This is a genomic window from Marinomonas piezotolerans (assembly GCF_003362755.1).
Classification (GTDB): Bacteria; Pseudomonadota; Gammaproteobacteria; order Pseudomonadales; family Marinomonadaceae; genus Marinomonas; species Marinomonas piezotolerans.
Genome location: NZ_QKRA01000008.1, coordinates 159,051 through 179,832 on the forward strand (window position 1 = coordinate 159,051; position 20,782 = coordinate 179,832).

At 45.8% G+C, this 20,782-nt stretch carries 20 protein-coding genes; 7 read left to right on the forward strand and 13 right to left on the reverse strand.

All coding sequences use genetic code 11. The features are described from left to right. Positions 1-31: 31 nt before the first annotated feature. Positions 32-466, forward strand: a complete 435-nt coding sequence (gene dtd, locus DN730_RS15335) for a D-aminoacyl-tRNA deacylase (protein ID WP_115469026.1) — start codon at positions 32-34, stop codon at positions 464-466. A gap of 52 nt (positions 467-518) precedes the next feature. Here dtd and tatC read toward each other — a convergent pair whose 3' ends face one another. The 9 genes from tatC to DN730_RS15380 form a co-directional block, all read right to left on the reverse strand. Continuing rightward, positions 519-1,283, reverse strand: a complete 765-nt coding sequence (gene tatC, locus DN730_RS15340; RefSeq protein WP_115469027.1) for a twin-arginine translocase subunit TatC — start codon at positions 1,281-1,283, stop codon at positions 519-521. A 20-nt stretch (positions 1,284-1,303) separates the two neighbouring features. Beyond that, complete coding sequence (gene tatB / locus DN730_RS15345) at positions 1,304-1,672, reverse strand: Sec-independent protein translocase protein TatB (RefSeq protein ID WP_115469028.1); 369 nt, start codon at positions 1,670-1,672, stop codon at positions 1,304-1,306. A 3-nt stretch (positions 1,673-1,675) separates the two neighbouring features. Then, positions 1,676-1,891 carry a Sec-independent protein translocase subunit TatA gene (tatA, locus tag DN730_RS15350; protein WP_115469029.1) on the reverse strand — a complete coding sequence of 72 codons (216 nt, stop codon included), beginning with the start codon at positions 1,889-1,891 and terminating at the stop codon, positions 1,676-1,678. Positions 1,892-1,902: 11 nt separating this feature from the next. Beyond that, the gene (locus DN730_RS15355) at positions 1,903-2,235 is read right to left on the reverse strand and encodes a phosphoribosyl-ATP diphosphatase (RefSeq protein WP_115469030.1); all 333 of its coding nucleotides are present in this window, start codon (positions 2,233-2,235) and stop codon (positions 1,903-1,905) included. Between the two features lie 16 nt (positions 2,236-2,251). Further along, positions 2,252-3,895, reverse strand: a complete 1,644-nt coding sequence (gene ubiB, locus DN730_RS15360; RefSeq protein WP_115469031.1) for a ubiquinone biosynthesis regulatory protein kinase UbiB — start codon at positions 3,893-3,895, stop codon at positions 2,252-2,254. Between the two features lie 2 nt (positions 3,896-3,897). Further along, positions 3,898-4,650, reverse strand: a complete 753-nt coding sequence (ubiE, locus tag DN730_RS15365; RefSeq protein ID WP_115469032.1) for a bifunctional demethylmenaquinone methyltransferase/2-methoxy-6-polyprenyl-1,4-benzoquinol methylase UbiE — start codon at positions 4,648-4,650, stop codon at positions 3,898-3,900. Between the two features lie 106 nt (positions 4,651-4,756). Beyond that, the gene (locus DN730_RS15370) at positions 4,757-6,283 is read right to left on the reverse strand and encodes a GGDEF domain-containing protein (protein WP_115469033.1); all 1,527 of its coding nucleotides are present in this window, start codon (positions 6,281-6,283) and stop codon (positions 4,757-4,759) included. A gap of 21 nt (positions 6,284-6,304) precedes the next feature. Beyond that, complete coding sequence (locus DN730_RS15375; RefSeq protein WP_115469034.1) at positions 6,305-6,931, reverse strand: thiol:disulfide interchange protein DsbA/DsbL; 627 nt, start codon at positions 6,929-6,931, stop codon at positions 6,305-6,307. 165 nt (positions 6,932-7,096) lie between these two features. Beyond that, positions 7,097-7,699: a c-type cytochrome gene (locus DN730_RS15380; RefSeq protein WP_115469066.1), complete on the reverse strand. Its 603-nt coding sequence runs from the start codon at positions 7,697-7,699 to the stop codon at positions 7,097-7,099. Between the two features lie 196 nt (positions 7,700-7,895). Between DN730_RS15380 and yihA the strand changes: the two genes are divergently transcribed. After that, complete coding sequence (yihA, locus tag DN730_RS15385; RefSeq protein WP_115469035.1) at positions 7,896-8,534, forward strand: ribosome biogenesis GTP-binding protein YihA/YsxC; 639 nt, start codon at positions 7,896-7,898, stop codon at positions 8,532-8,534. Between the two features lie 75 nt (positions 8,535-8,609). Here the strand turns inward: yihA and gshA are convergent, their stop codons facing one another. Further along, a complete protein-coding gene (gene gshA / locus DN730_RS15390; RefSeq protein WP_115469036.1) occupies positions 8,610-10,202 on the reverse strand; it encodes a glutamate--cysteine ligase in 1,593 nt (530 codons plus the stop codon). Between the two features lie 170 nt (positions 10,203-10,372). Between gshA and DN730_RS15395 the strand changes: the two genes are divergently transcribed. From DN730_RS15395 to DN730_RS15405, 3 genes are all read left to right on the forward strand, one after another. Continuing rightward, complete coding sequence (locus DN730_RS15395) at positions 10,373-10,957, forward strand: SCO family protein (RefSeq protein ID WP_115469037.1); 585 nt, start codon at positions 10,373-10,375, stop codon at positions 10,955-10,957. A gap of 233 nt (positions 10,958-11,190) precedes the next feature. Beyond that, positions 11,191-13,629: a DUF7151 family protein gene (locus DN730_RS15400; RefSeq protein WP_115469038.1), complete on the forward strand. Its 2,439-nt coding sequence runs from the start codon at positions 11,191-11,193 to the stop codon at positions 13,627-13,629. A 56-nt stretch (positions 13,630-13,685) separates the two neighbouring features. Further along, positions 13,686-15,056: a hypothetical protein gene (locus DN730_RS15405; RefSeq protein ID WP_115469039.1), complete on the forward strand. Its 1,371-nt coding sequence runs from the start codon at positions 13,686-13,688 to the stop codon at positions 15,054-15,056. Positions 15,057-15,162: 106 nt separating this feature from the next. Here DN730_RS15405 and hisF read toward each other — a convergent pair whose 3' ends face one another. The 3 genes from hisF to hisB are packed head-to-tail and all read right to left on the reverse strand — an operon-like array spanning position 15,163 to position 17,230. Beyond that, entirely contained in the window at positions 15,163-15,936 is a 774-nt protein-coding gene (gene hisF / locus DN730_RS15410; RefSeq protein WP_115469040.1) for an imidazole glycerol phosphate synthase subunit HisF, read from the reverse strand. Positions 15,937-15,957: 21 nt separating this feature from the next. Continuing rightward, complete coding sequence (gene hisH, locus DN730_RS15415) at positions 15,958-16,620, reverse strand: imidazole glycerol phosphate synthase subunit HisH (protein ID WP_115469041.1); 663 nt, start codon at positions 16,618-16,620, stop codon at positions 15,958-15,960. Between the two features lie 16 nt (positions 16,621-16,636). Next, positions 16,637-17,230 (reverse strand): imidazoleglycerol-phosphate dehydratase HisB, encoded by a 594-nt coding sequence (hisB, locus tag DN730_RS15420; RefSeq protein WP_067038498.1) that lies wholly within the window; start codon positions 17,228-17,230, stop codon positions 16,637-16,639. Positions 17,231-17,415: 185 nt separating this feature from the next. Between hisB and DN730_RS15425 the strand changes: the two genes are divergently transcribed. Continuing rightward, positions 17,416-19,680, forward strand: coding sequence for an AsmA family protein (locus DN730_RS15425; protein ID WP_115469042.1), 2,265 nt, complete (start codon positions 17,416-17,418; stop codon positions 19,678-19,680). Positions 19,681-19,701: 21 nt separating this feature from the next. Next, on the forward strand, positions 19,702-20,781 hold the full coding sequence (gene mutY, locus DN730_RS15430) for an A/G-specific adenine glycosylase (protein WP_115469043.1): 1,080 nt from the start codon (positions 19,702-19,704) through the stop codon (positions 20,779-20,781). Position 20,782: the final 1 nt, after the last annotated feature.

Here is a 20,782-nt window from a genome sequence, read left to right on the forward strand (position 1 = left end):
AGTCATACAAATCAAGTTCGGTGGGGGTATTGTGAAAGTATTGGTACAGAGATCCTTAGCTGCGAGAGTGGTCGTTGAAGGTGAGGTGGTCGGAGAGATTGACCATGGGCAAGTCGTTCTGGTTGGAATTGAAAAGGGTGATACCGAAGCGGACACGCAACGCCTTGCTGATAAGCTACTTAAATACCGAATGTTTAGCGATGTCGAAGGCAAAATGAACCTGAATGTTCAGCAAGTTGCGGGCGGGGTGTTATTAATTTCTCAATTTACGTTGGCTGCAGAAACTAAGAAAGGACTGCGTCCAGGTTTTTCTACTGCTGCAATACCTGATGAGGCGGAGCGCTTGTTTAATGACTTTGTGGGAAAAGTGAAAGCTCAATACAATAAAGTCGAGACAGGCTGCTTTGGGGCGGATATGAAAGTAGAGTTCACCAATGATGGCCCCGTTACGTTTATGTTGGAGTAATCATTGGTGAAGGGTCATGCAGTGTGATTAGCAAAGTTTTTGAGTGCTAGGGTTAAGCCTGTTTAGCTTCGCTCTCTTCTTCGATTTCTTCCTCTACAGGCACCGTCCGGCCAGCAATCAACCCCACTTCAAATAACAGCCACATTGGAATGGCTAGCAGTGTTTGCGAGAAGATGTCAGGAGGGGTGATCAGCATACCTACAACAAAGCAGCCTAAAAACACATAGGGACGTTTTTTAGATAATGTGGCAACTGTTGTAACGCCAGCTTTGATTAGAAGATACGTGGCAACAGGTATTTCAAAGGTTACGCCAAAAGCAAAAAACAGCTTTAACACAAAGTTTAGATAATTGTTAATGTCTGTCATAACGGTGACTTCACCTGGTCCTACGGAGGTGAAGAAGCCAAAAATGAGCGGCAGTACGACAAAGTAGGCAAATGCGACGCCGAAGTAGAATAGCAGTACGCTGGAAATGAGTAGGGGGATAGCGATCCCTTTTTCTTCTTTGTACAACGCCGGCGCGATGAATGACCACGCTTGATACAGAATATATGGAACACCAATCAAGACCGACAGCGCAAAGGTTAACTTTAGAGGCGCTAAAAAAGGAGACGCTACTTCTGTGGCAATAAGAGAGCTTCCTTCTGGAAGCAATAAGCGTAATGGCTCAGAAATAAAGAGATATAGCTCATTGGCAAATGGATACATCCCACCAAATAAGATTAGCACCACCAAAATTGACTTCAATAAGCGATTTCTTAATTCGATCAGATGAGCAACTAAGGGGGCTTGTTGGGACGTTTGTTCTTCACTCATTACGGCAATTCCATGTACGTCTACGCGCGGGACTGAATGTCATCAGATGGCTGTTTTGTTGTTTCGGCATCAGATGATTTAGGCTTTTCTGTTGTCGGGTCTGCGGTAGGTGTGCTGCTTGACTGCTTGTTATCGGAAGGCGACTCAGTTTGCTTTGCAAAGTCCGTTGTCTCTCGCATTATGCGCTCATTTGTTTCTTTGATAGAGCGCTGTAGTTCTTCTTGATCCAGTTGCGCATTGATTTCTCGCTGTACTGATTGAATGCTGCGACGTATTTTTCTTACCCACAACCCTGCTGTCTTAGCTGCCATAGGTAATCTTTCTGGGCCAAGAATCAACAGTCCAACAACAAATACAACGAGTAATTCAGAAAAGCCAATGTCGAACACAGATTAAGCGCTCTTGTCGTCTTTTTTAGTGTCATTGTCGATAATCTTCGCTTGATCTTGATTATCTTTTGTTTGGTCATCTTCGTTATTTACGGCTTCTTTAAAGCCTTTAACTGCACCGCCTAAATCAGAGCCAAGGCTCTTTAGTTTTTTAGTGCCGAAGATCAAAATTAATATGGCTAAGACAATTAATAGTTGCCAAATACTGATGCCACCCATGTGTAGTACTCCTACTTTGTACGATTGGCTTTTTCTTCTAAGCCAGACAAGTTAAATCGACGTGCTAACTCATCAAGAATATCTTGAGGTTCTAGATCAAGATGAGACAGCATGACTAGCGTGTGGAACCAAAGGTCTGCCGTTTCATAGATTACGTCTTGTTTATCGCCTGAATGGACGGAGTCCTTGGCTGCGATAATCGTTTCGACGCTTTCTTCACCTACTTTTTCTAAAATCTTATTGAGACCTTTTGCATGTAAACTGGCAACATAAGATGAGTCAGGTGAGGCAGCTTTGCGTTCTGCTAACGTAGTGGCTAATTGCGCCAAAACATCGTTGTTCATTATAGTCTCTCAATTATTACGGTTTTAATACTAGCAGGTAAATCCCTGCCAAAAATAGGGCTAAACTCAATATATCGGCCTTTGCGAGGTGCTCTAGAGCAATGGAGTCGGTGGTTAACCAAGCTGCACCCATAGCAAATATGCCGAGTATTTTAAAAGGTAGATTCTTGCGTGAGCGCTTAAGCTCTTTGCGCAGCTCTAGGATAGCGTCAGTTTGCTCTTGCATGCGCTGTTCTTGTTTAGCGACGTGAGTCATTGTTGAAAAGACTAAGTTAGGAATCTGAGGCAAGTGAGCCGCCCAATCTGGCGCCTGTTTTTTCACTTCTTCGAATAATCTACGAGGACCTACTTGCTCACTCATCCAGCGCTCTAAGAAAGGTTTTGCCGTCACCCAAAGATCTAAGTCAGGGTAAAGTTGGCGACCTAGTCCTTCTATGTTGAGTAACGTTTTCTCAAGTAAGACAAGCTGAGGTTGCACTTCCATATTGAAGCGTCGAGCAGTTTGGAATAGACCTAGTAGTACTTGTCCGAATGAAATGTCTTTCAGCGGCTTTGCAAACATTGGTTCGCAGACGCTGCGGATGGCAGATTCAAAAGCGTGTACTGGCGTACCTTTAGGCACCCAGCCACTCTCAACATGTAGCTCTGCCACCAGACGATAATCGCGCTTGAAAAACGCCAGTAAATTTCTTGCTAGGTAGTTTTTGTCGGCGTCATCAAGGCTACCCATAATGGCACAATCAATGGCGATATATTTTGGGTTTTCTGGATCTCTTGCATCAACAAAGATGTTTCCGGGGTGCATGTCCGCGTGGAAAAAACTATGCGAGAAAACCTGTGTAAAGAAAATCTCCACACCGCGCTCGGCGAGTACTTTCATATTGACGTTCTTAGCATTAAGAGCGGCAATATCTGCGACTGGAATGCCGGATATTCGTTCCATCACCATCACGTTTCGATGACTGTAATCCCAATAAATATCAGGGACATACAGCAATTTCGAATCGGTAAAATTGCGTTGCAATAAGCCAGTGTTTGCGGCTTCCTTTGCTAAATCCAGTTCATCTAATATGGTGTATTCATAATCGGTGACGACTTCGACTGGGCGTAAACGCTTGCCGTCTGCGCTAATTTTCGCAATAAAATGGGCAAGCATATACAGTAAGCCGATATCTTGGCGAATCGTCTTTTCGATGTTAGGTCGAATCACTTTGACGACTACATCTTCACCTGTCTTTAGAGTGGCGGTGTGTACTTGTGCAATGGAGGCCGACGCAAGAGGGGTTTTATCGAATGCGGCAAATATATCGTTTACTGAGGAGCCCAGCTCTTTTTCGATGATTTTAGTTGCCACTTCCCCAGGAAATGGGGGGACTCGATCTTGTAAGCGAGCCAACTCATTTGCAATGTCATCGGGCAATAGATCGCGCCGCGTTGATAAAATCTGACCAAACTTAACAAATATTGGGCCTAGAGATTCGAGTGCGAGACGTAAGCGTTCGCCGCGATTTTTTAGTGCCCGATCACGCCCAATTCTTAGGAAGAGGCCAAGTGTATACTTCAAATACCAAGGTAACAGATGCAACGGTATAAAGGCATCGAGGCGATAGCGTAAGACGGTTAAAGCAATTCGGATGGAGCGAGTCGCGCTTTTCCACATGATTAGAACTTAAATCCTTTATGTAGAGCGACAATGCCGCCAGTCATGTTTTGGTAGGAGACGCGTTCAAATCCAACGTCTTCCATCATTCCTTTCAGAGTTTCTTGATTAGGGTGCATGCGAATAGATTCGGCTAAATAGCGGTAGCTCTCGGAATCATTGGCAATTAACTTGCCCATAAAAGGGAGTAGGCGAAATGAATATTGATCATAAGCCTGGCTTAAACATTCGGATTCTGGCTTCGAGAATTCGAGCACCAGTAAGCGGCCGCCAGGTTTGAGTACTCGTAACATAGACGCCAGAGCTTTAGACTGATTGGTTACGTTACGAAGACCAAAAGCGATTGTGATACAGTCGAATGTATTGTCAGGGAATGGCAGCTCTTCCGCATTGGCTTGTACACAACGCACGTTGCCAACAACACCTTTGTTTGCAAGCTTGTCTCGGCCAACTTTGAGCATAGAGTCATTGATGTCCGCTAGGATAACTTGACCGTCTTTCCCCACAAGTCGAGAGAATTTCATCGTTAAATCGCCCGTGCCACCTGCTATATCTAAAACGGTCTGTCCCGTTCTAACGCCCGATTGACTGATGGTATGACGTTTCCAAAGGCGGTGAATGCCACCTGACATAAGATCGTTCATAATGTCGTATTTGGCTGCAACCGAATGAAATACGCCCGCTACGGCGTCTTCTTTTTTGTCGGTAGGGATCTCTTTAAAGCCGAAGTGCGTGGTGTTGTTGTCGTCTTGCATAAAATCTTTTTCCTATACACCTTCTAATGGCGATGACACAGGGATTGCTCTTGAAATTGCTGAGTATTGTAACCGCGACTGATGACGAGTTGCACGATAAAGCACGTTAAATATCTCGAATTACTGTGTTTCGTCCATCAGCTTTCGCTTGGTAAAGGTTTTTATCTGCTCGATCGAAAAGTTCATCGTGACTTTCTTTGCCATCGAACAAGCTTACCCCAATTGAGATGGTGATGGAGACCGGTTCGCCGTTCATATTGAATGGAGTGACTTCAATTGCTTGACGGATTTTTTGGCAGGTTTCGTACGCTTGATCTATCGTTGACATGGGAAACAAGATCACAAACTCTTCGCCACCATAGCGAAACAGCAAATGGCCTGATTTGAGAGTGTTTTGCATTTGTTGTGGAATGATTCTCAGAACTTTGTCACCGGCTAAATGCCCCCAGTTATCGTTAATCATTTTAAAGTAGTCGATATCGCAAATAGCCATACATAAAGGCTGCTTACTTTGTGAGGCGGCCGTCAGCAGTGGAAAAATTGCATCTTGGTAAGCTGCTCGATTAGGTAGGCCCGTTAACGTATCTGACATCGCTTGAGCAATTTTTTGTTGGATGTCATTACGTAAAGAGGAAGCGTCTTTTTCCATGCGATTGACTTTGCTTCTAAGCAAAGAAATGGACTGAGCAGCATGTTTTTCTTGTTCGATCATTTTGCTTTGGTAGCGTGTCATCGTCTCAGTGATTGTATTCATGCGGTCACTGATCAAGCTCTTGAGTGCATCTAAATCGGTTGCATTGTTGACATCGGAATGGGTATTGACGACATGCTGTTTTAGTTCATCACCAAAACTTTTGCGTCCAGTACTAATGTTTTTCTGGACCTTGTAATTGTTGACAATGGAAGCATTGATGCTGGCTAGCTGTTTATTTAGTTGACTGAGATAGCTGGTAAGGTCCTCTTGTGTTTTGCCAACTGCAATCAGAATGAGGTTGATGACTTCGTCAAGTAGTCCTGGAAGCTGATTGAGATCTTGATTGCCTGTTAATGCGTTTTTTAAGTCGAGTATTTGCTCTTCGTATTCGTCTGACAGGGCAATGTTTGTTAACAACCCTGCCAACGTATGGCTAACATGAGCCATAATTTCGGGGCTAGTTGGACCGTCTGACTGTTTGCCTGCTTTACGTCCACCTAGGATGCGTGTGAATATATTTTTCTTTGGTTCTTTAGGCGGGCTGGCCAGCGTTGTTTGTATTAAAATGGTTGTTTTGGCCAATAAACTTGGCCAGTTTGAAACGGATTGCCAGTGCGCACGAATATCGGCTTCAAGTGCCTTTTTTTCGCTTAAGGGGAGCTGTTTGTCAGGTAACCCCTCTAGTGAATCCATCATTTCATGTAGCGCATTTCGAAAGGCTTGGGCGCGCTCTAAACGTTCATCATCGAATTTTAAAATATAAGGTTCAATGGTTTTGAGCGCACTTTGTACAACTCTTGGGTCATCCGCTTTTGATAGGTTTGCGCGAATGTTTTGAAGGATGGCGTCCAACTCAGGATTATTGCCCTCTGCCAGCATACTGACTCGAGACAGGGCTTTACGTAACGATTCGACTAGCTTTTCCTGAGTTGAATCCATTGGTTTGTCCTAGTTATGGTGTTATTTAGCCTGACGCTCTTTTTCAATTAAAAAATCTACAACAGAGTATATACGATTATTGCCACCAGCCGTCGCTGCTGTCACTAGGTATTTACCATTTACTACAATTCCAGGTACGCCACGAGCGCCATATCCTCTTATTTTAGCATCGGCTTGAGATAAGCGACTGTTTACAGCAAACGAGTTGAATTGTTTGCGGAACTCATCTTCTGATACGCCATATTGCGTGAAGAACTCGGCTAAGTCATCTTCATTGTTTAGGCGCTTGCCATCCTGATGGATCGCATTAAACAAATCAGTGTGTACTTTCTCTTCAATGCCTAATAACGAGGCAACATGAAATGCTTTAGCATGAGCGAGCCAATTACGACCAAATACCGCTGGCATGTAGGAAAATTCGACGTCAGGCGCTACATTCTTTTTCCAAGCCTGAGTGAAAGGCTCTAGCGCGTAGCAATGTGGACAACCAAACCAGAAAATCTCTACGACTTCGATTTTATCAGGGTTAGCAGTGCGAACTGGATTTTTGATGGTTGTGTAGCCGTTGCCATCGCTGTAGTCCTGTGCCCAAGCCCCGCTTAATGGCAACAAAAACGCTAAGATTAACGCGGAAAACAGTTTTCTCATTAGATACTCCTAAAAAATAACATGAAATAGCATCCATGTGTTATGGATCATCATTGAGATGGCTACCATAACAAAAAGTTCGTGTGTTCCTGCTAGTTTAGCCTTTTTTGACATTAAAAATCCCCCATGTAGGGGGATTTTTAATGTAACCGGTGCAAGGTGTGATCAATGTAGACCTTGAATATAGCTTGATACGGCTTCGATTTCGCGATCGTTCATCTTGAATGCTATGTTCTGCATGATGCTCGAAGCATCGTTATTGCGCTCGCCAGATTGAAACAGCTTTAGCTGAGCTGCTGTGTAGTCAGCGTGCTGACCGCTTAGCTTTGGAAACGCTGCGGAATTAAGACCTTGCCCGGCGGGGCCATGGCATGCCATGCATGCTGGAACGCCAGTATTTGGATTGCCCGACCGATAAAGTGCTTTGCCAGCTTCGACAAGAGTAGGGTTGGCTTGTCCGATAGCTGTGGTCTGATTCGCAAAATACGCAGCGATGTCACTCAGGTTTTGCTCAGACAGGTTGGTTAAAAGTCCTGTCATTTGCGCCACGTTACGTTGACCAGATTTAATGTCTAGCATTTGCTTTAAAAGGTACTGTTCGCTTTGACCTGCAAGCTTTGGCCAAGTTGGTGCGACACTGTTGCCGTCTGCGCCATGACATGCGCCACAGACCGCCGAGAGAGGTTTTCCTGCCTCTGGGTTACCCTGAGCGATCGCAACGGACGTCGCTCCAACCGCGATTAATAAACCGATAAGAACTTTTTTCATTCGCTGCCCCTGGCGTTCTTTCTTCAAAGATGATGAACATGTGTTTTCTGGCATAAAAGCTGTTTGTTTTCTGTTATGCTTAGCCCAACAAATAGGGCACAGCCCAATGGAGCTCGTCAGCATAGAGGCTCGCATTATATACAACTGTGCAAAAAACGATAACGCGATACAAATACCCATTGACTGATATCAATCTATGACGCCATTCGACTCGATTTTTCAATCAGCGTACTTTATTAAAAGCGCTGAAAAACTTTCCCAGTGCCCTTTGGATCAAGGCCTTGAAGTGGCTTTCGCTGGTCGCTCCAATGCCGGTAAATCTACCGCATTAAATACGCTTGCAGGTCAACGTAAATTGGCGCGTACATCCAAAACGCCAGGGCGCACACAGTTAATAAACTGCTTCGGTACCAATGTTGAAGATCGTCGCTTAGTTGACTTGCCCGGTTATGGGTTTGCCAAAGTGCCGGTTGCAATGAAGCAAAATTGGCAAGCGCACATGCAGGATTACTTAATGAACCGCCGCTCTCTAGTGGGAGTGGTGTTGGTGATGGATATTCGTCACCCACTTAAAGAATTTGATGAAATGATGCTTGAGTGGGCGGCAGGTAATAGTGTGAAAGTGCATGCTTTACTGACGAAGTCAGACAAATTGAAGCGTGGTCCAGCAAAATCCACAATGTTAAAAATTCAAAAGGAAATGAAGGCTCGTGGCGTCGATGCTTCTGCGCAGACTTTTTCAGGTTTAAATGGAGAAGGGGTGGATGAATTGCGCAACAAGCTAGCGGACTGGCTCGCGCTGGAGCGTCCAGACGAGATCCCTGTGAATCTATAACGCCTTCCATGGATTGAATAGTAAAAGAAAACCAGCCTAATTCCCTAGGCTGGTTTTTTGTTTGGATGACGTAATTTATTGTGGGCGCATGTATTGCTCAAGGAATGTATCGAAGTCAACCTCATCGTTTGCTTCGATTTTCTCTTGCTCGGCCACTGAGTCGATGGCCCATTGTTCAAATTGCTGCGTCAATTTCTCAGGTAAGGGTTCTTTTAGCCATTGCTGTTGCTGGCGTTTGCCTTCCTGAAGCATCGCCGCTTGGTAGCTGCCTTCTGCTTCACATTGTTTTAACAAACGCGCGGCTGGCAGTGTTTCTGGATGCTGTAGTTTATGTCGTTGTGCTGCAACGCTGTCCACATAAGCGCGATTGCCTGTTTTATTAGATAAAAAGTTAGCTATTTCTTGCATGTGCGATAGCACATCATTCGCCTTCTCTTTTAGTGGAATGTGGCCAAAGCCAAAATCAAACGTGGTGTCCAGCTCTCGACCATGGGTTGCAATTTCTTGCTGCGTTTTGCGCAACTGCTGGCACTCTTCCATGCCCAGCTTCTCATCGCCGTGTAGCATGCAACACATCAAAAAGGTGTCTAAAAAGTACAAGGTATCCGTTTGCATTCCAATCGGTGAGTTAGGATCCAAGTCCATAATACGTACTTCAATGTACTCTACCCCGCGTCGCTGCAATGCCGCACTAGGGTGCTCTCCAGACTGCGTAACACGCTTAGGACGAATGTCACTGTAATATTCATTTTCGATCTGTAATATGTTGTGACTCAGTTGCTTGTAATCATTATCAATTTTTACCCCCATCGTTTGGTAAGCGGGGTAAGGAGTGCGAAGCGCACCTTTAATCGTATCAATATACGTGCTGACGTCGTTATAACAAACAAACAGACCGTCTTGCGCTTTGTTTTGATAGCCGATGTTACTCATGCGCAAAGATGTGGCTGCGTTACCAGCCCACGTATGGGAGCCTAATTCAGATAAAGCCGCTGGCTTTTTGTCAAGGAACGTCGTATCGATTGCAGGGGAGGCGCCAAAAAGAAGCGAAAGAATCCAAGACTTGCGTCGAAAATTACGAATCAATGCAAAGTATTGTTCGGATTTAAATGCTTGCAGCCTTTCTGGGGTGCTGATATCGACTTGATGGAAGTCGGCCCAATACGTCCAAAACTCGTCACTGAAGGAAAAGTTATAGTGCATTCCTGCAATGCATTGCATAATGCGGCCATACCGATTTGATAACCCCTCGCGGTAAACCCGCTTCAACTTCCCGGAATTAGACTCACCAAAATACGCAATGGGCACCTCAGCATTATTTTCTAACGCGCATGGCATGCTACCTGGCCAAAGGCACTCATCCATCGAATCAAGTACTTGATTGGTATACAAGTGGATTTGGCTGAGTTCATCAATCACATCTTCAACTGAGTCGTGTACACCTGTAATGAACTCCATTAAGGCTTCGGAGTAATCCGTCGTAATGGACGGATGAGTCAATGCAGAACCCAGCGCTTTAGGGTGAGGGGCTTGAGAGATACGACCACTGTTGCGAGAGACTCGCAGAGCCTCGCGTTCTACACCGCGGTGAAAAGTAATCGCAGCCTGACTACCTCTTTGATCTATAAACTGATCGAGAGTTGTCAGGGCATCCTGTAATTTGGTCAAGGAGAGTCTTCCTAAAAAAGTGAGTATATTAAGTCGATTGTACTCGGCCTTCGATTATGGCGGCAAGAAAACCATAGAGCGGTTGCGCAAAGATTACAGAATTTATTAGATGTACCCTAACCCTTGGGCGTATAAAATGGCGTCAATATTGTCTCATACAAGGTATTTTCATGAAGTTAAAGCCAGTTACTCTATTTGCCATGCTCGCAGTGCTCGCTATCGCAGGGACGTTGTTGGCGTTACAGGGGCCCTCTAGCAAAGACACTAAACAATCACCGGATAAATTAGGCGGTGACTTTGTCTTGTACAGCAAGGCTGGCCCTGTCTCATTGAGTGATTATCCTGACAAACTGAAACTGATGTTCTTTGGTTACACTCATTGTCCAGATGTCTGTCCGCTGACACTTGCCAATGTAAAAGTCGCCCTGAAACAACTTCCTGACAATCTGCGTGACCAGGTGCAAGTCATCTTTGTTAGTGTCGATCCAATGCGTGACACGCCGGACCACTTAAGTCAGTACGTTCAGTTTTTTGATCCAAGTTTTGTGGGCGTGACGGGTAGCAAAGAAGAGATCGATCAAGTAGTTCGTCAGTACGGCGCGTTTTATCGTATCGAGAGCAGTGAAGGAAGTGACTACACCGTCAGTCACAGTGCGCGCCTTTACTTAATCGGCAAAGACAATGAAATCAAACAATATCTATACCACGACTCCCAATCTGAAGAGATTGCTGAAGCGATAAAAGAACTGCTCTAACGTGAAGGCCAATGAAATGTCATTTATGACAGATTCATAAACGACGATTAAGTTTGTAACTTTATGTAATTGGGTGTGGTGTGAAAATAAATCGCAAGTATTATGGAAATGTTTTTTGAGGGTCTCTGTCGACTGCGCAGTTTTAAGGCCTCATCGCTGTCACACGGATATGGTTCAAAAGTGATAGCTGCGTAACCTCATAGGTTGATATTTAGGACATAAAGGATTAAAAAATGAGCTCATTGCTACCCCGCCGTACAGGCGTTTCTCTAGCTGTTGCCATGTCGACAGCGATCTTTATTTCAGGTTGTGCACCTTCTAGCGAAGAGGATTCCTCTGTCTCAGCGAATTCAAACTCTGCTAACGGTAATGGCTCTTCAAACAGCTTAGACATCGTTGCCGGAAACGCGATTGTAAGCAAACAGACACTTGGTGCGTCAGACAGTCCTTCGGAGTGTGCTGCGGGTGGTGTCAAATTAAGCTGGGGTAATGATACTAACGATAACAATACGTTAGATGCAGATGAAATTGTACAGTCTGTGAATGTTTGTAATGGGGTAAATGGAACTGACGGTTTAGCAGGCCAAAATGGTTCTAATGGACAAGATGGTAAAGACGGCGTTGACGGCCAAAATGGTGCGGCAGGTCAGAATGGTGCTGACGGTAAAGACGGCGCCAGCGCACATTTTACAGTGGCACAAGCTTCCGCAACAGCATGTTCTGCAGGTGGTCAAACCATTACAGTAGGTTTAAATGATGGTAGCGGTGGCTTTGTAGCTGGATCAACCAAGTCATTTAACATTTGTAATGGAGTAGATGGCACGGGCTCAAACACCGATGTCACCGCAGACAAGATAGCTCAAGGTAAGACTCTGGTAGAAAACACCAAAGGCTATATCGATGCATTGGTATCTAATAATACGTATGTAAACTATCTCAATGATATGGATGGTGTATTTGCGGATCAAGAGGCACAAGCGCTATATGACACCCTAGCGGGTTTGATCAAAGTGTCGTTTGATGCACTGTATACGAATGAGGTAACGGACTACGCTGCGTTTATCGCAAGTGAGCTGGCTGATGTGGAGGGTGTTGATACTTCAAACATGACCGCAGTAGAAACTAACGGTGTCTTATCCATTTCTGGTCTGTTAGTAAATGACGTTACTGTTAATGGTTTCAGTTTCGAGTACGCAGGTCATCAAGATAATAATGGTACTGATTCTGTTGATCGCTTTGAGGTTAAGTCGCTAGACATGGTCAGCGGAGAGACGACATTGTCTCTTGCATCGGAATCAGACGTATCATTTGAAGTGCGTTTAGCAATAGGCTCTAGTTCATTGGCCACTTTAGAGCAATACGCTGATTTCGGCTCAGATGCAGCTATTCAATCATGGCGCGATAATGTCACATTCAATGTAAATGATAATAGTGCTGCGACCTTGAGCTTAGAGGGTGTTGTACTTGGTATAGACAGCTCTACGAACCCTAGCTCGTTTCAAGGTGATATAAGATTGTCTTTTGGGTTGACAGAAAGTGCGTTTGAAAATGGTTTCCCTGTATTGGATTTTGGTTCCTTAATGTTGTCTGGTGCCATGACGAACCCATTTGGTAAATCATTCGAGATGGCGTTAGACGTGGACTTCGTGGACGATTTTATACCGGTTGATCCCATGGATAATACGGCTGATAGCTTAGAATTAGTTGCGGAAACTGCCGCTTCGACGCTGATGCAGGGTATTCCTGTTACCTGGGGAAGCTACGTGTCCGAATGGGGGCAGTCATACGACACAGCGACCGTTGACTATGCATTCTTATTGAACTCAGTAGAGAACTCCCTTGGTGATGATGCTGAGGTCACTAAGGTCCACACAGACAATGAGTGGTTCAAAAAAGTTGTTGAGTATTCATATTGTGACAAAGTAGTTAAAGAGTACAGCCAAGATCACGAGCTTTTATGGGAGTCTTCAAATAGTGCGTGTTACTCTAGCTCCATCTACAACGCAGTCAACGAGGAAATAAATCAAGATAGTGTGGTGTTCGAGTTGTCGAATGGTTATCACCTTGAATTTAATTATGACACACCCTACGATATGACTTTGTCATCCAGTTCAACGGTGATTCCGACTAGCTACATAGACTACAACGTAGTCAGATCAAACAAAAATGCTTCCATCGATCGCTTAGTGTTTACCATGAGCTCTGATGTTGAAAAAGAGCAAAACTTCAAATTTGAAATTACAGAGTTGAGCTTGGACGATGAGTATTACAACCCTGCTTCATACTCTAGTAGAACAGAACTAGAAGGCATGGCTTCTGTATCTCTGAATGATGATGCAATCAAAGCAGTCTTTCCTATTTGGTTAGATGTATATCCAGAATACCAGGTTTGTAGGGAGTCCTCATTAACTCAAACTTCTTCTGGCGACTTTAGCTGGTGTCTTGGAGAGGGGGCTAAGCTAGGCGCTGACCGAGAAGAAATCAAACTACACTTTACTGACAACAGCGGTGGTGCATTCGATATTATCTTCCAAGAGCGTGCCTACGATGAGCGTTTCAGTGCCTACGTAACGGTTGGTGGTACACCAGTCGGTAAGTTGGTTCAATACCGCGATGGTCGCTATGCGGTAGAGTTCCGTGATGGTGTTCGAGTGCCTTTAACCGATAATTAACATCGCAAAACCTATTCTGGAGACAAAGGGCGGCCATTTTCTGGACGCCCTTTTTTATGAAACGATTTCTATTGTTAATCAGTTTGATGATCGGCTCTACAGTCGAGTCCGCCCCCTATTTGCTGAACCCTGAAATACAGGGGAGTTCAAGTGATCGTTTAAGTATGGCGTTTACTAACCATATAGCATGGGAGTACGCCACTGAGCGATTTGCAAATGACCGTGACTATTACGGCGACTATCGAGAACAAGACTTTACTGTTCAACTATGCAATGAAAAAGTGACATGGTGCGTTGGCTATGAAAGGGTGTTTGAGGAGATGGCGATTCAGTTGGCACAGAGCACCGAGTCCCTATCATATGAGTCGTCCTTAGAATCAAATAAATTATATTTGCAACACGCTTACAGCGCTTTTGATGTCGATGGCGGCGTGAATATAGGACTAAACGAAGAAGGGCTTCTTTTAGCTAGCGTAGCGTGGCAGTCAGATAGATTCTTAAACGGTACATTTTTTTATGATCAACCCGCGCAAGAGCTAAAGACGATAGCAGAAGGGAATGTGAACGCTGTACCCAAGAAATTTTATAGTACTTACTCTGGGGCAGTGCAAAGGATAGGAGGGAGCATTACTTACGATTGGTCATCAGGTTTTGTGACGGTAGATGCTCAAAAAACAGACCAAGACTCAGTTTATCAAGGATCTCAAGTAACGCTGTCTACTGTCATACAAGATGCTTGGTATATGACGCTCGGGCGCTCAAATGTTTCTGCAGGGAGTGCTTTGTATTCAGAGAATGATACGGCAAATGAGCTGGATAGTTGGTCCATGGAAAACGAGTTGCACCAGTATGCGCTTGGGTACAAGGACTCAAACAATTGGTCAGTTGGGCTACGCCAAGAAAGCTTTCAGTTGTCAGCGTCAGCCAACGTGCAATGCGCTAATAAAAACTGGGGACTTAGCGGCTTAGAGCAAACTTTGGCATGTGTATTCGTTGCGCCTTATGCAGCGTTTGCAGGGCAGCTAGATTACACATACCAAGGAGCGGATGCACAGCGTACCTTCTTGTTTGATCACTCCAAACTGATCATTGGTAATGGGCTAGGTCTAGTGAACTGGCATTCCAAATATGACGCGCGGGCGGACAAGTCGTCGTCCGAGTATCAATCAGGGTCAGAGTGGTTGTGGGTACCGAGTATTGATTGGCAATATGCTAAACACAATTGGCAATTGCAATATAGCTGGCGTCAAATCGTACCGATAAGATCGATCAGGGAGTTGTTTAAACCGGATGGAAGCTCACAGTCTTCAGGCGAATCGGGAGAGAGCAATAGCAATAGTGAGTCCGGAGGCTATGACCTAAACCAAGATTGGCTCTGGCCTCAAGTTGGAGGTTATCACCAACTAACCTTGTCTTATCAGTGGTAAGTATCGTGTATTGTGTTTTTGTCGGGCTAAAGCCCGACCTACCGTGCGCGTTGGTTGAGAAAACCAGGTCGCTGAATGGTAGGTCGTGATTTATCGCGACAGAAGTTTATAAGCGCATTTCAATGCCTGCGGCGTGCATGGTTTCTTTCGCTTCTTGAATTGAGTATTCAGCAAAGTGAAAAATGCTCGCTGCGAGTACGGCGTCTGCTTTGCCTTCGATAACGCCATCAACCAAGTGTTGTAGATTGCCAACCCCACCAGAGGCGATCACAGGCACATGCACGGCTTCGCTGATGGCGCGAGTCACGCCCAGATCAAAGCCATTTTTTGTGCCGTCGCGATCCATGCTGGTTAAAAGAATCTCGCCAGCCCCTAAATCGACCATTTTCTTGGCCCACTCGACAGCGTCTAGGCCAGTTGGCTTGCGGCCACCATGGGTAAAGATTTCCCATTTGTCTGGCTCGCCTTCTGCGCTGACTTTCTTCGCATCAATGGCCACGACGATGCACTGAGAGCCAAAGCGCTCAGCCGCTTCACGTACAAACTCTGGGTTGAATACGGCGGCCGTATTAATGCCCACCTTGTCCGCGCCAGCGTTCAGCATGCGACGAATGTCTTCACAGGTGCGAATCCCGCCGCCTACGGTTAAAGGAATAAAGACCTCGGCTGCGATGGCTTCCACCATGTGTACCGTCGTCTCGCGGTCATCGGAGCTTGCGGTAATGTCTAAAAAAGTAATCTCATCCGCGCCTTGTTCGTTGTAGCGTTTAGCGACTTCAACCGGGTCGCCTGCATCGCGAATATCAACGAATTGAACACCTTTAACAACGCGGCCATTGTCCACGTCTAGGCACGGAATAATACGTTTAGCTAATCCCATTTGAGTTTCCTATTTAGTGGACTAAGGCTTGCCATCCCAGTGGATGAAGTTTTTATACAACTGAAGACCATCTTTATGGCTCTTCTCAGGGTGGAACTGCACCGCAAACACATTGTCACGCGCTAGAGCGACACAAAAATCATGGCCGTAGTGACACGTACCAGCTACCTCGTCTTTATTGTCCGCGATCACGTAGTAGCTGTGAACAAAGTAGAAACGCGCACCATTTTCGATACCATGCCAGAGTGGGTGGTTTATAGTTTGAGTGACTTGGTTCCAACCCATATGTGGCACTTTTAGCTTGGTTCCATCAACATCTTTGTGGTCGTTGCCAAAAAACAGCGCATTGCCATCAAAGTGATTCAAGCAGTCCACACCGCCGTTTTCTTCGCTATGTGCCATTAAAGACTGAATGCCAACACAAATTGCCAAGAAAGGTTTTTCCGCCATCGCTTTGCGAATGGAGGGGACCAAGCCTTGTTTGTGCATTTCACCGACGCAATCTCGGATTGCGCCAACGCCTGGCAGTAGCACTCTATCTGCAGCGTCAATGACGGCTGGGTCGCTGGTCACAATGATCTGTGTATTGTCATCGGCAGCATGCTCAAGGGCTTTGGCCACTGAGTGAAGGTTGCCCATGCCGTAATCTATTACGGCAACGGTGGCTTTATTGTCTGTACTCATACTCAGGTCGATCCTATTACAAACAGCCTTTAGTCGATGGCATTTGGCCTGCCATGCGCTCATCTACTTCTAATGCCATACGCAGTGCACGGCCAAACGCTTTAAAAATCGTTTCTGCTTGGTGGTGCGTGTTTTTACCGCGCAGGTTGTCCAAGTGTAAGGTTACCTTTGCATGATTGATGAAACCGTGGAAAAACTCTGAAAATAGATCGACATCAAAACCACCCACAGAACCACGTGTAAACGGAACATGCATCTCTAAACCAGGACGACCGGAGAAGTCGATCACGACACGTGACAGCGCTTCATCAAGCGGTACATAAGCGTGCCCATAACGGCGGATACCTTTCTTATCTCCCACTGCTTGGTCAAAAGCTTGACCCAGTGTAATGCCAAGATCTTCAACCGTATGATGCGCGTCGATGTGTAAGTCCCCAACTGCATGAATATCAAGGTCTATCAGGCCATGACGAGCGACTTGGTCAAGCATATGATCAAGAAATGGGACACCCGTTTCACAGTTAAATTTGCCTGTACCATCTAGGTTAACAGTCACTTTAATTTGTGTTTCGAGCGTATTGCGTTCGACGGTTGCAATCCGGTTGGACATGTAATGAAGTCTCCGCTGTATCAGGGCAGGTTTTACCCAGTGAATATGTAGTTGAGCCACATTATAAATCGTGCGGCGGTTTGCTTCTACGCTTTTCGCGGCTATTAGGTGGATCGAAAAAATCAATCAAGGTGCTATGATGGGCATATTATCAAACTTACGATACGCAAAAGGTTGGAAAGGATATGGTTTGGCTAAAACGATTAGGAATTTTGCTCGCCGCAATCGTAGTCGCGGCGACGTTAGCCGTTGTCTACGTCATTGCATTTGTCGACCCCAATCAGTTTAAGGGAGAGTTGCAAAAAGTTGCTAAGGAAAAAGCGAACGTTACATTACGCATGGATGGAGATATCAGTTGGTCGTTTTATCCACGCCTTGGGTTAAGTTTGGAGAACATCGGTGTTGCGTTAGGTAATGACCCAGAACTACTGAGCTTTTCAAAGGCAGAGTTTGGGGTCGCTGTCATGCCGTTGTTCGAACGTCGTATTGAAGTCGATACAGTCCGTTTGGTGGACCTGAAAGCGGACCTAAACGTTGATGAACAGGGTAAGGCAAACTGGCTAGTTGAAGCTCCAACGGCAGAAACGAATAACCTAAAGTCTTCTGAATCTAATACACAGGCGGCGACTAATTCTGATGCGGTAGAGAATGATTCGGACGCGGGTTTCACAATACCAGACATCGCACTGGATGAATTATCCATTGTGAATGCTCAGATCAACTACGCTGATGCGCGTGCTGATATGAAAGCGAATATTGTGTCGGATGTGACGTTTAACGACGTAAAGCTTGATCAATCTTGGCCGATGCGCATGAAGGCAACTCTTAGTCAATCTACTTTAGACGGCTCTAACCCAATTAAGGCAAACGTAGAGTTTGGTGCTAACTTTACGCTGTTCGCAGAGCGACAAGCGGTATCGTTCGAAAATGTGACGTTAAAAAGCGACGTTGAGGGGGATTTTTTGCCTGTATCTCCTTTGCTAAGTACGCTGACGATTTCTCAATTTGACTTTGACTTGCCGCAAGAGAATGCTGCGTTGGATGGCTTTGCCTTGCAAACCATGGGGCTAAATGTAACTGGGCAAGTACAGGCCTACCAGATATTGACGGCACCAGAGTTCTCTGTTGTCGCGGATATAGCAGAATTCTCACCGAAAGAATTACTCGGTAAGTTAAATGTTTCATTACCAGAAATGGCTGATGAGAGTGTAATGGCATCTGCATCGCTAAATTTGGCGGCTAAAGGTTCATTAGACAGCGTTAAAATACAGCCGATTTCAGTTAAATTTGATGATACGACATTGGAAGCCAATGCCCTGCTAAATCTCACACCATTAAGTTGGGATGTCACTGTTGCGGGTGCGAATCTCGATGTAGACCGCTACTTACCGCCTGTCGTGGAAGACAGTGTTGCAGAGTCAGCGTCTGCTGAGCAGACGAAGGCTGAAGAGGCGGTAGGCGACCTGATTCCTGTTGAGTTAGTACGTGGCCTAAATGGTCATTACGGGTTGGCATTTGATACGTTAAAAGTGAAGAATCTGAATATCGATAGAATCGAGTTGGACTCAACACAATCCAATGGCAAAGTAACGATCTCACCCGCCAAGATGTCACTTTACGACGGTGCGGCTGAAGTAAACGCAGAGTTGGACGTGACAGACGCTACACCTCAGATCACAGTGTCTCCGAGCATCAATGGCGTTCAAATTCAGCCGCTGCTGCAGGATTTTATGAAACTCGATAAAATCGCAGGGGCAACCTACCTGAACGGGGATCTTGTAACCACCGGTAACCAAGTCGATGCTTTTATGAAAAATCTTAACGGGGATCTGTTGGTAAGCATTGATGATGGCGCATTGGTCGGGATGAATCTGACCAAAACAGTATGTGAAGGTATCGCTGCATCTCGCTCCCGTACACTCGATGCCAGCGCGTATGGTAACGACACGCCGTTCGAAACCATGACGTTCCCAGCCAAAATAGTGAATGGGGAAGTGTCTACACCGGGCTTAACCCTTTCTGCAGCAGGTTTGAGTGTGACGGGGGACGGTACGGTATCATTACCAAATAGCAGTCTGAACTATCGCACTAATGTTGCCGTGACTGGAAGTCAACTGGATGGCAGTTGCGCGGTTAAAGACTATGTCTCAGAGCTGGCCTTCCCGATTGTCTGTAAAGGTAAGTTTTCAGATGATCCAGCGGGCTTGTGTCGTCCTGATCTGGGAGGTTTTGCGGATATTTTTGCAGGGCTGGCGAAAGCAGAGCTTGACGCAAAACTAGCGGCAGAAAAAGCCAGAGCAGATGCGAAATTAGCGGCGGAAAAAGCCCGTATTCAGGCACAGCTAGACGCAAAAAAAGCGGAGCTTGAAGCCAAGAAAAAAGCGGAAGAAGACGCGGCAAAGGAAGCCCTAGAGGAAAAACTCAAAAGCAAGCTTAAAGACTTGTTTTAACCTACAAATAGATTGTTATACATGACTCCAAAAAACAATTTTGCGCCCCGAGTGCTGGACTGGTTTGATCAGCATGGGCGCAAGCATTTGCCGTGGCAGCACAATAAGACACCTTATCGTGTCTGGATTTCAGAAATTATGCTGCAGCAGACCCAAGTAACGACCGTCATTCCATACTATGAGCGCTTTATGCGCTCATTCCCAGATGTTTACTCACTGGCAGCGGCATCACAAGATGAGGTTTTGGCGCATTGGAGTGGGTTAGGATATTACGCACGTGGCCGCAATCTGCACAAAGCGGCGCAAGCGTTAGTCAATGATTGGGAAGGAGAATTCCCCGCGACTCAGGAGGGAGTGTGTGAGTTGCCCGGTATCGGTCGATCCACCGCTGCGGCGATTTTGTCAATCTCTCGTAATGAGCCGCTGGCTATATTGGATGGCAATGTAAAGCGAGTTTTAGCGCGGTTCCATGCTGTCCCCACTTGGCCAGGAGAGCGCAAAACAGAAACGGCTATGTGGGCATTGGCTGAAGCATACACCCCGCAAGATCGCTGTGGCGACTATACCCAAGCTATGATGGATATGGGGGCAACATTGTGCACTCGATCTAATCCTAGCTGTGAGCGATGTCCGTTGAAGGAGGATTGTGAGGCGTTCGCAATGGGCGCACCGACGGCTTTCCCTAAGTCGAAGCCCAAAAAAGCAGCAAAACCTGTTCGAAACACCCAAATGCTAGTCGTACAGCGAGGGGAAACGATATTGATGGAGAAGCGTCCTGCGAGCGGTATTTGGGGGGGGCTTTGGAGCCTGCCAGAGCTCGACTTTGATGATGACACCATTCAGGTAGCAGAGCTTCGTTTGGGCGTTCAAGTTGACAATGTCATTAGCTTGTCACCATTTCGCCATACCTTTAGTCACTATCATTTAGATATTGTGCCTTACAAATTAGTGGTACAGGAGAAAGCGCAGGTCAACGAGGCGGCGAAGTATCAGTGGTTTGAAATCTCTGAAGCGCTGAAATTAGGGCTGCCCACTCCGATTCGATCTATTTTAGAAACTGCTCAAGAGGCAGTGGGCACACAGCCGCAACTAAACCTATAGA

Excerpts from the sequence above, each read along its gene's own strand:
- DN730_RS15425 (WP_115469042.1), top strand. The coding sequence starts at position 17,416 with ATGGTTTGGCTAAAACGATTAGGAATTTTGCTCGCCGCAATCGTAGTC.
- DN730_RS15380 (WP_115469066.1), bottom strand. The coding sequence starts at position 7,699 with ATGAAAAAAGTTCTTATCGGTTTATTAATCGCGGTTGGAGCGACGTCC.
- DN730_RS15355 (WP_115469030.1), bottom strand. The coding sequence starts at position 2,235 with ATGAACAACGATGTTTTGGCGCAATTAGCCACTACGTTAGCAGAACGC.
- DN730_RS15395 (WP_115469037.1), top strand. The coding sequence starts at position 10,373 with ATGAAGTTAAAGCCAGTTACTCTATTTGCCATGCTCGCAGTGCTCGCT.
- ubiE (WP_115469032.1), bottom strand. The coding sequence starts at position 4,650 with ATGCAAGACGACAACAACACCACGCACTTCGGCTTTAAAGAGATCCCT.
- tatA (WP_115469029.1), bottom strand. The coding sequence starts at position 1,891 with ATGGGTGGCATCAGTATTTGGCAACTATTAATTGTCTTAGCCATATTA.
- hisF (WP_115469040.1), bottom strand. The coding sequence starts at position 15,936 with ATGGGATTAGCTAAACGTATTATTCCGTGCCTAGACGTGGACAATGGC.
- mutY (WP_115469043.1), top strand. The coding sequence starts at position 19,702 with ATGACTCCAAAAAACAATTTTGCGCCCCGAGTGCTGGACTGGTTTGAT.
- ubiB (WP_115469031.1), bottom strand. The coding sequence starts at position 3,895 with ATGTGGAAAAGCGCGACTCGCTCCATCCGAATTGCTTTAACCGTCTTA.
- hisH (WP_115469041.1), bottom strand. The coding sequence starts at position 16,620 with ATGAGTACAGACAATAAAGCCACCGTTGCCGTAATAGATTACGGCATG.
- DN730_RS15405 (WP_115469039.1), top strand. The coding sequence starts at position 13,686 with ATGAAACGATTTCTATTGTTAATCAGTTTGATGATCGGCTCTACAGTC.
- DN730_RS15375 (WP_115469034.1), bottom strand. The coding sequence starts at position 6,931 with ATGAGAAAACTGTTTTCCGCGTTAATCTTAGCGTTTTTGTTGCCATTA.
- tatC (WP_115469027.1), bottom strand. The coding sequence starts at position 1,283 with ATGAGTGAAGAACAAACGTCCCAACAAGCCCCCTTAGTTGCTCATCTG.
- DN730_RS15400 (WP_115469038.1), top strand. The coding sequence starts at position 11,191 with ATGAGCTCATTGCTACCCCGCCGTACAGGCGTTTCTCTAGCTGTTGCC.
- yihA (WP_115469035.1), top strand. The coding sequence starts at position 7,896 with ATGACGCCATTCGACTCGATTTTTCAATCAGCGTACTTTATTAAAAGC.
- hisB (WP_067038498.1), bottom strand. The coding sequence starts at position 17,230 with ATGTCCAACCGGATTGCAACCGTCGAACGCAATACGCTCGAAACACAA.
- DN730_RS15370 (WP_115469033.1), bottom strand. The coding sequence starts at position 6,283 with ATGGATTCAACTCAGGAAAAGCTAGTCGAATCGTTACGTAAAGCCCTG.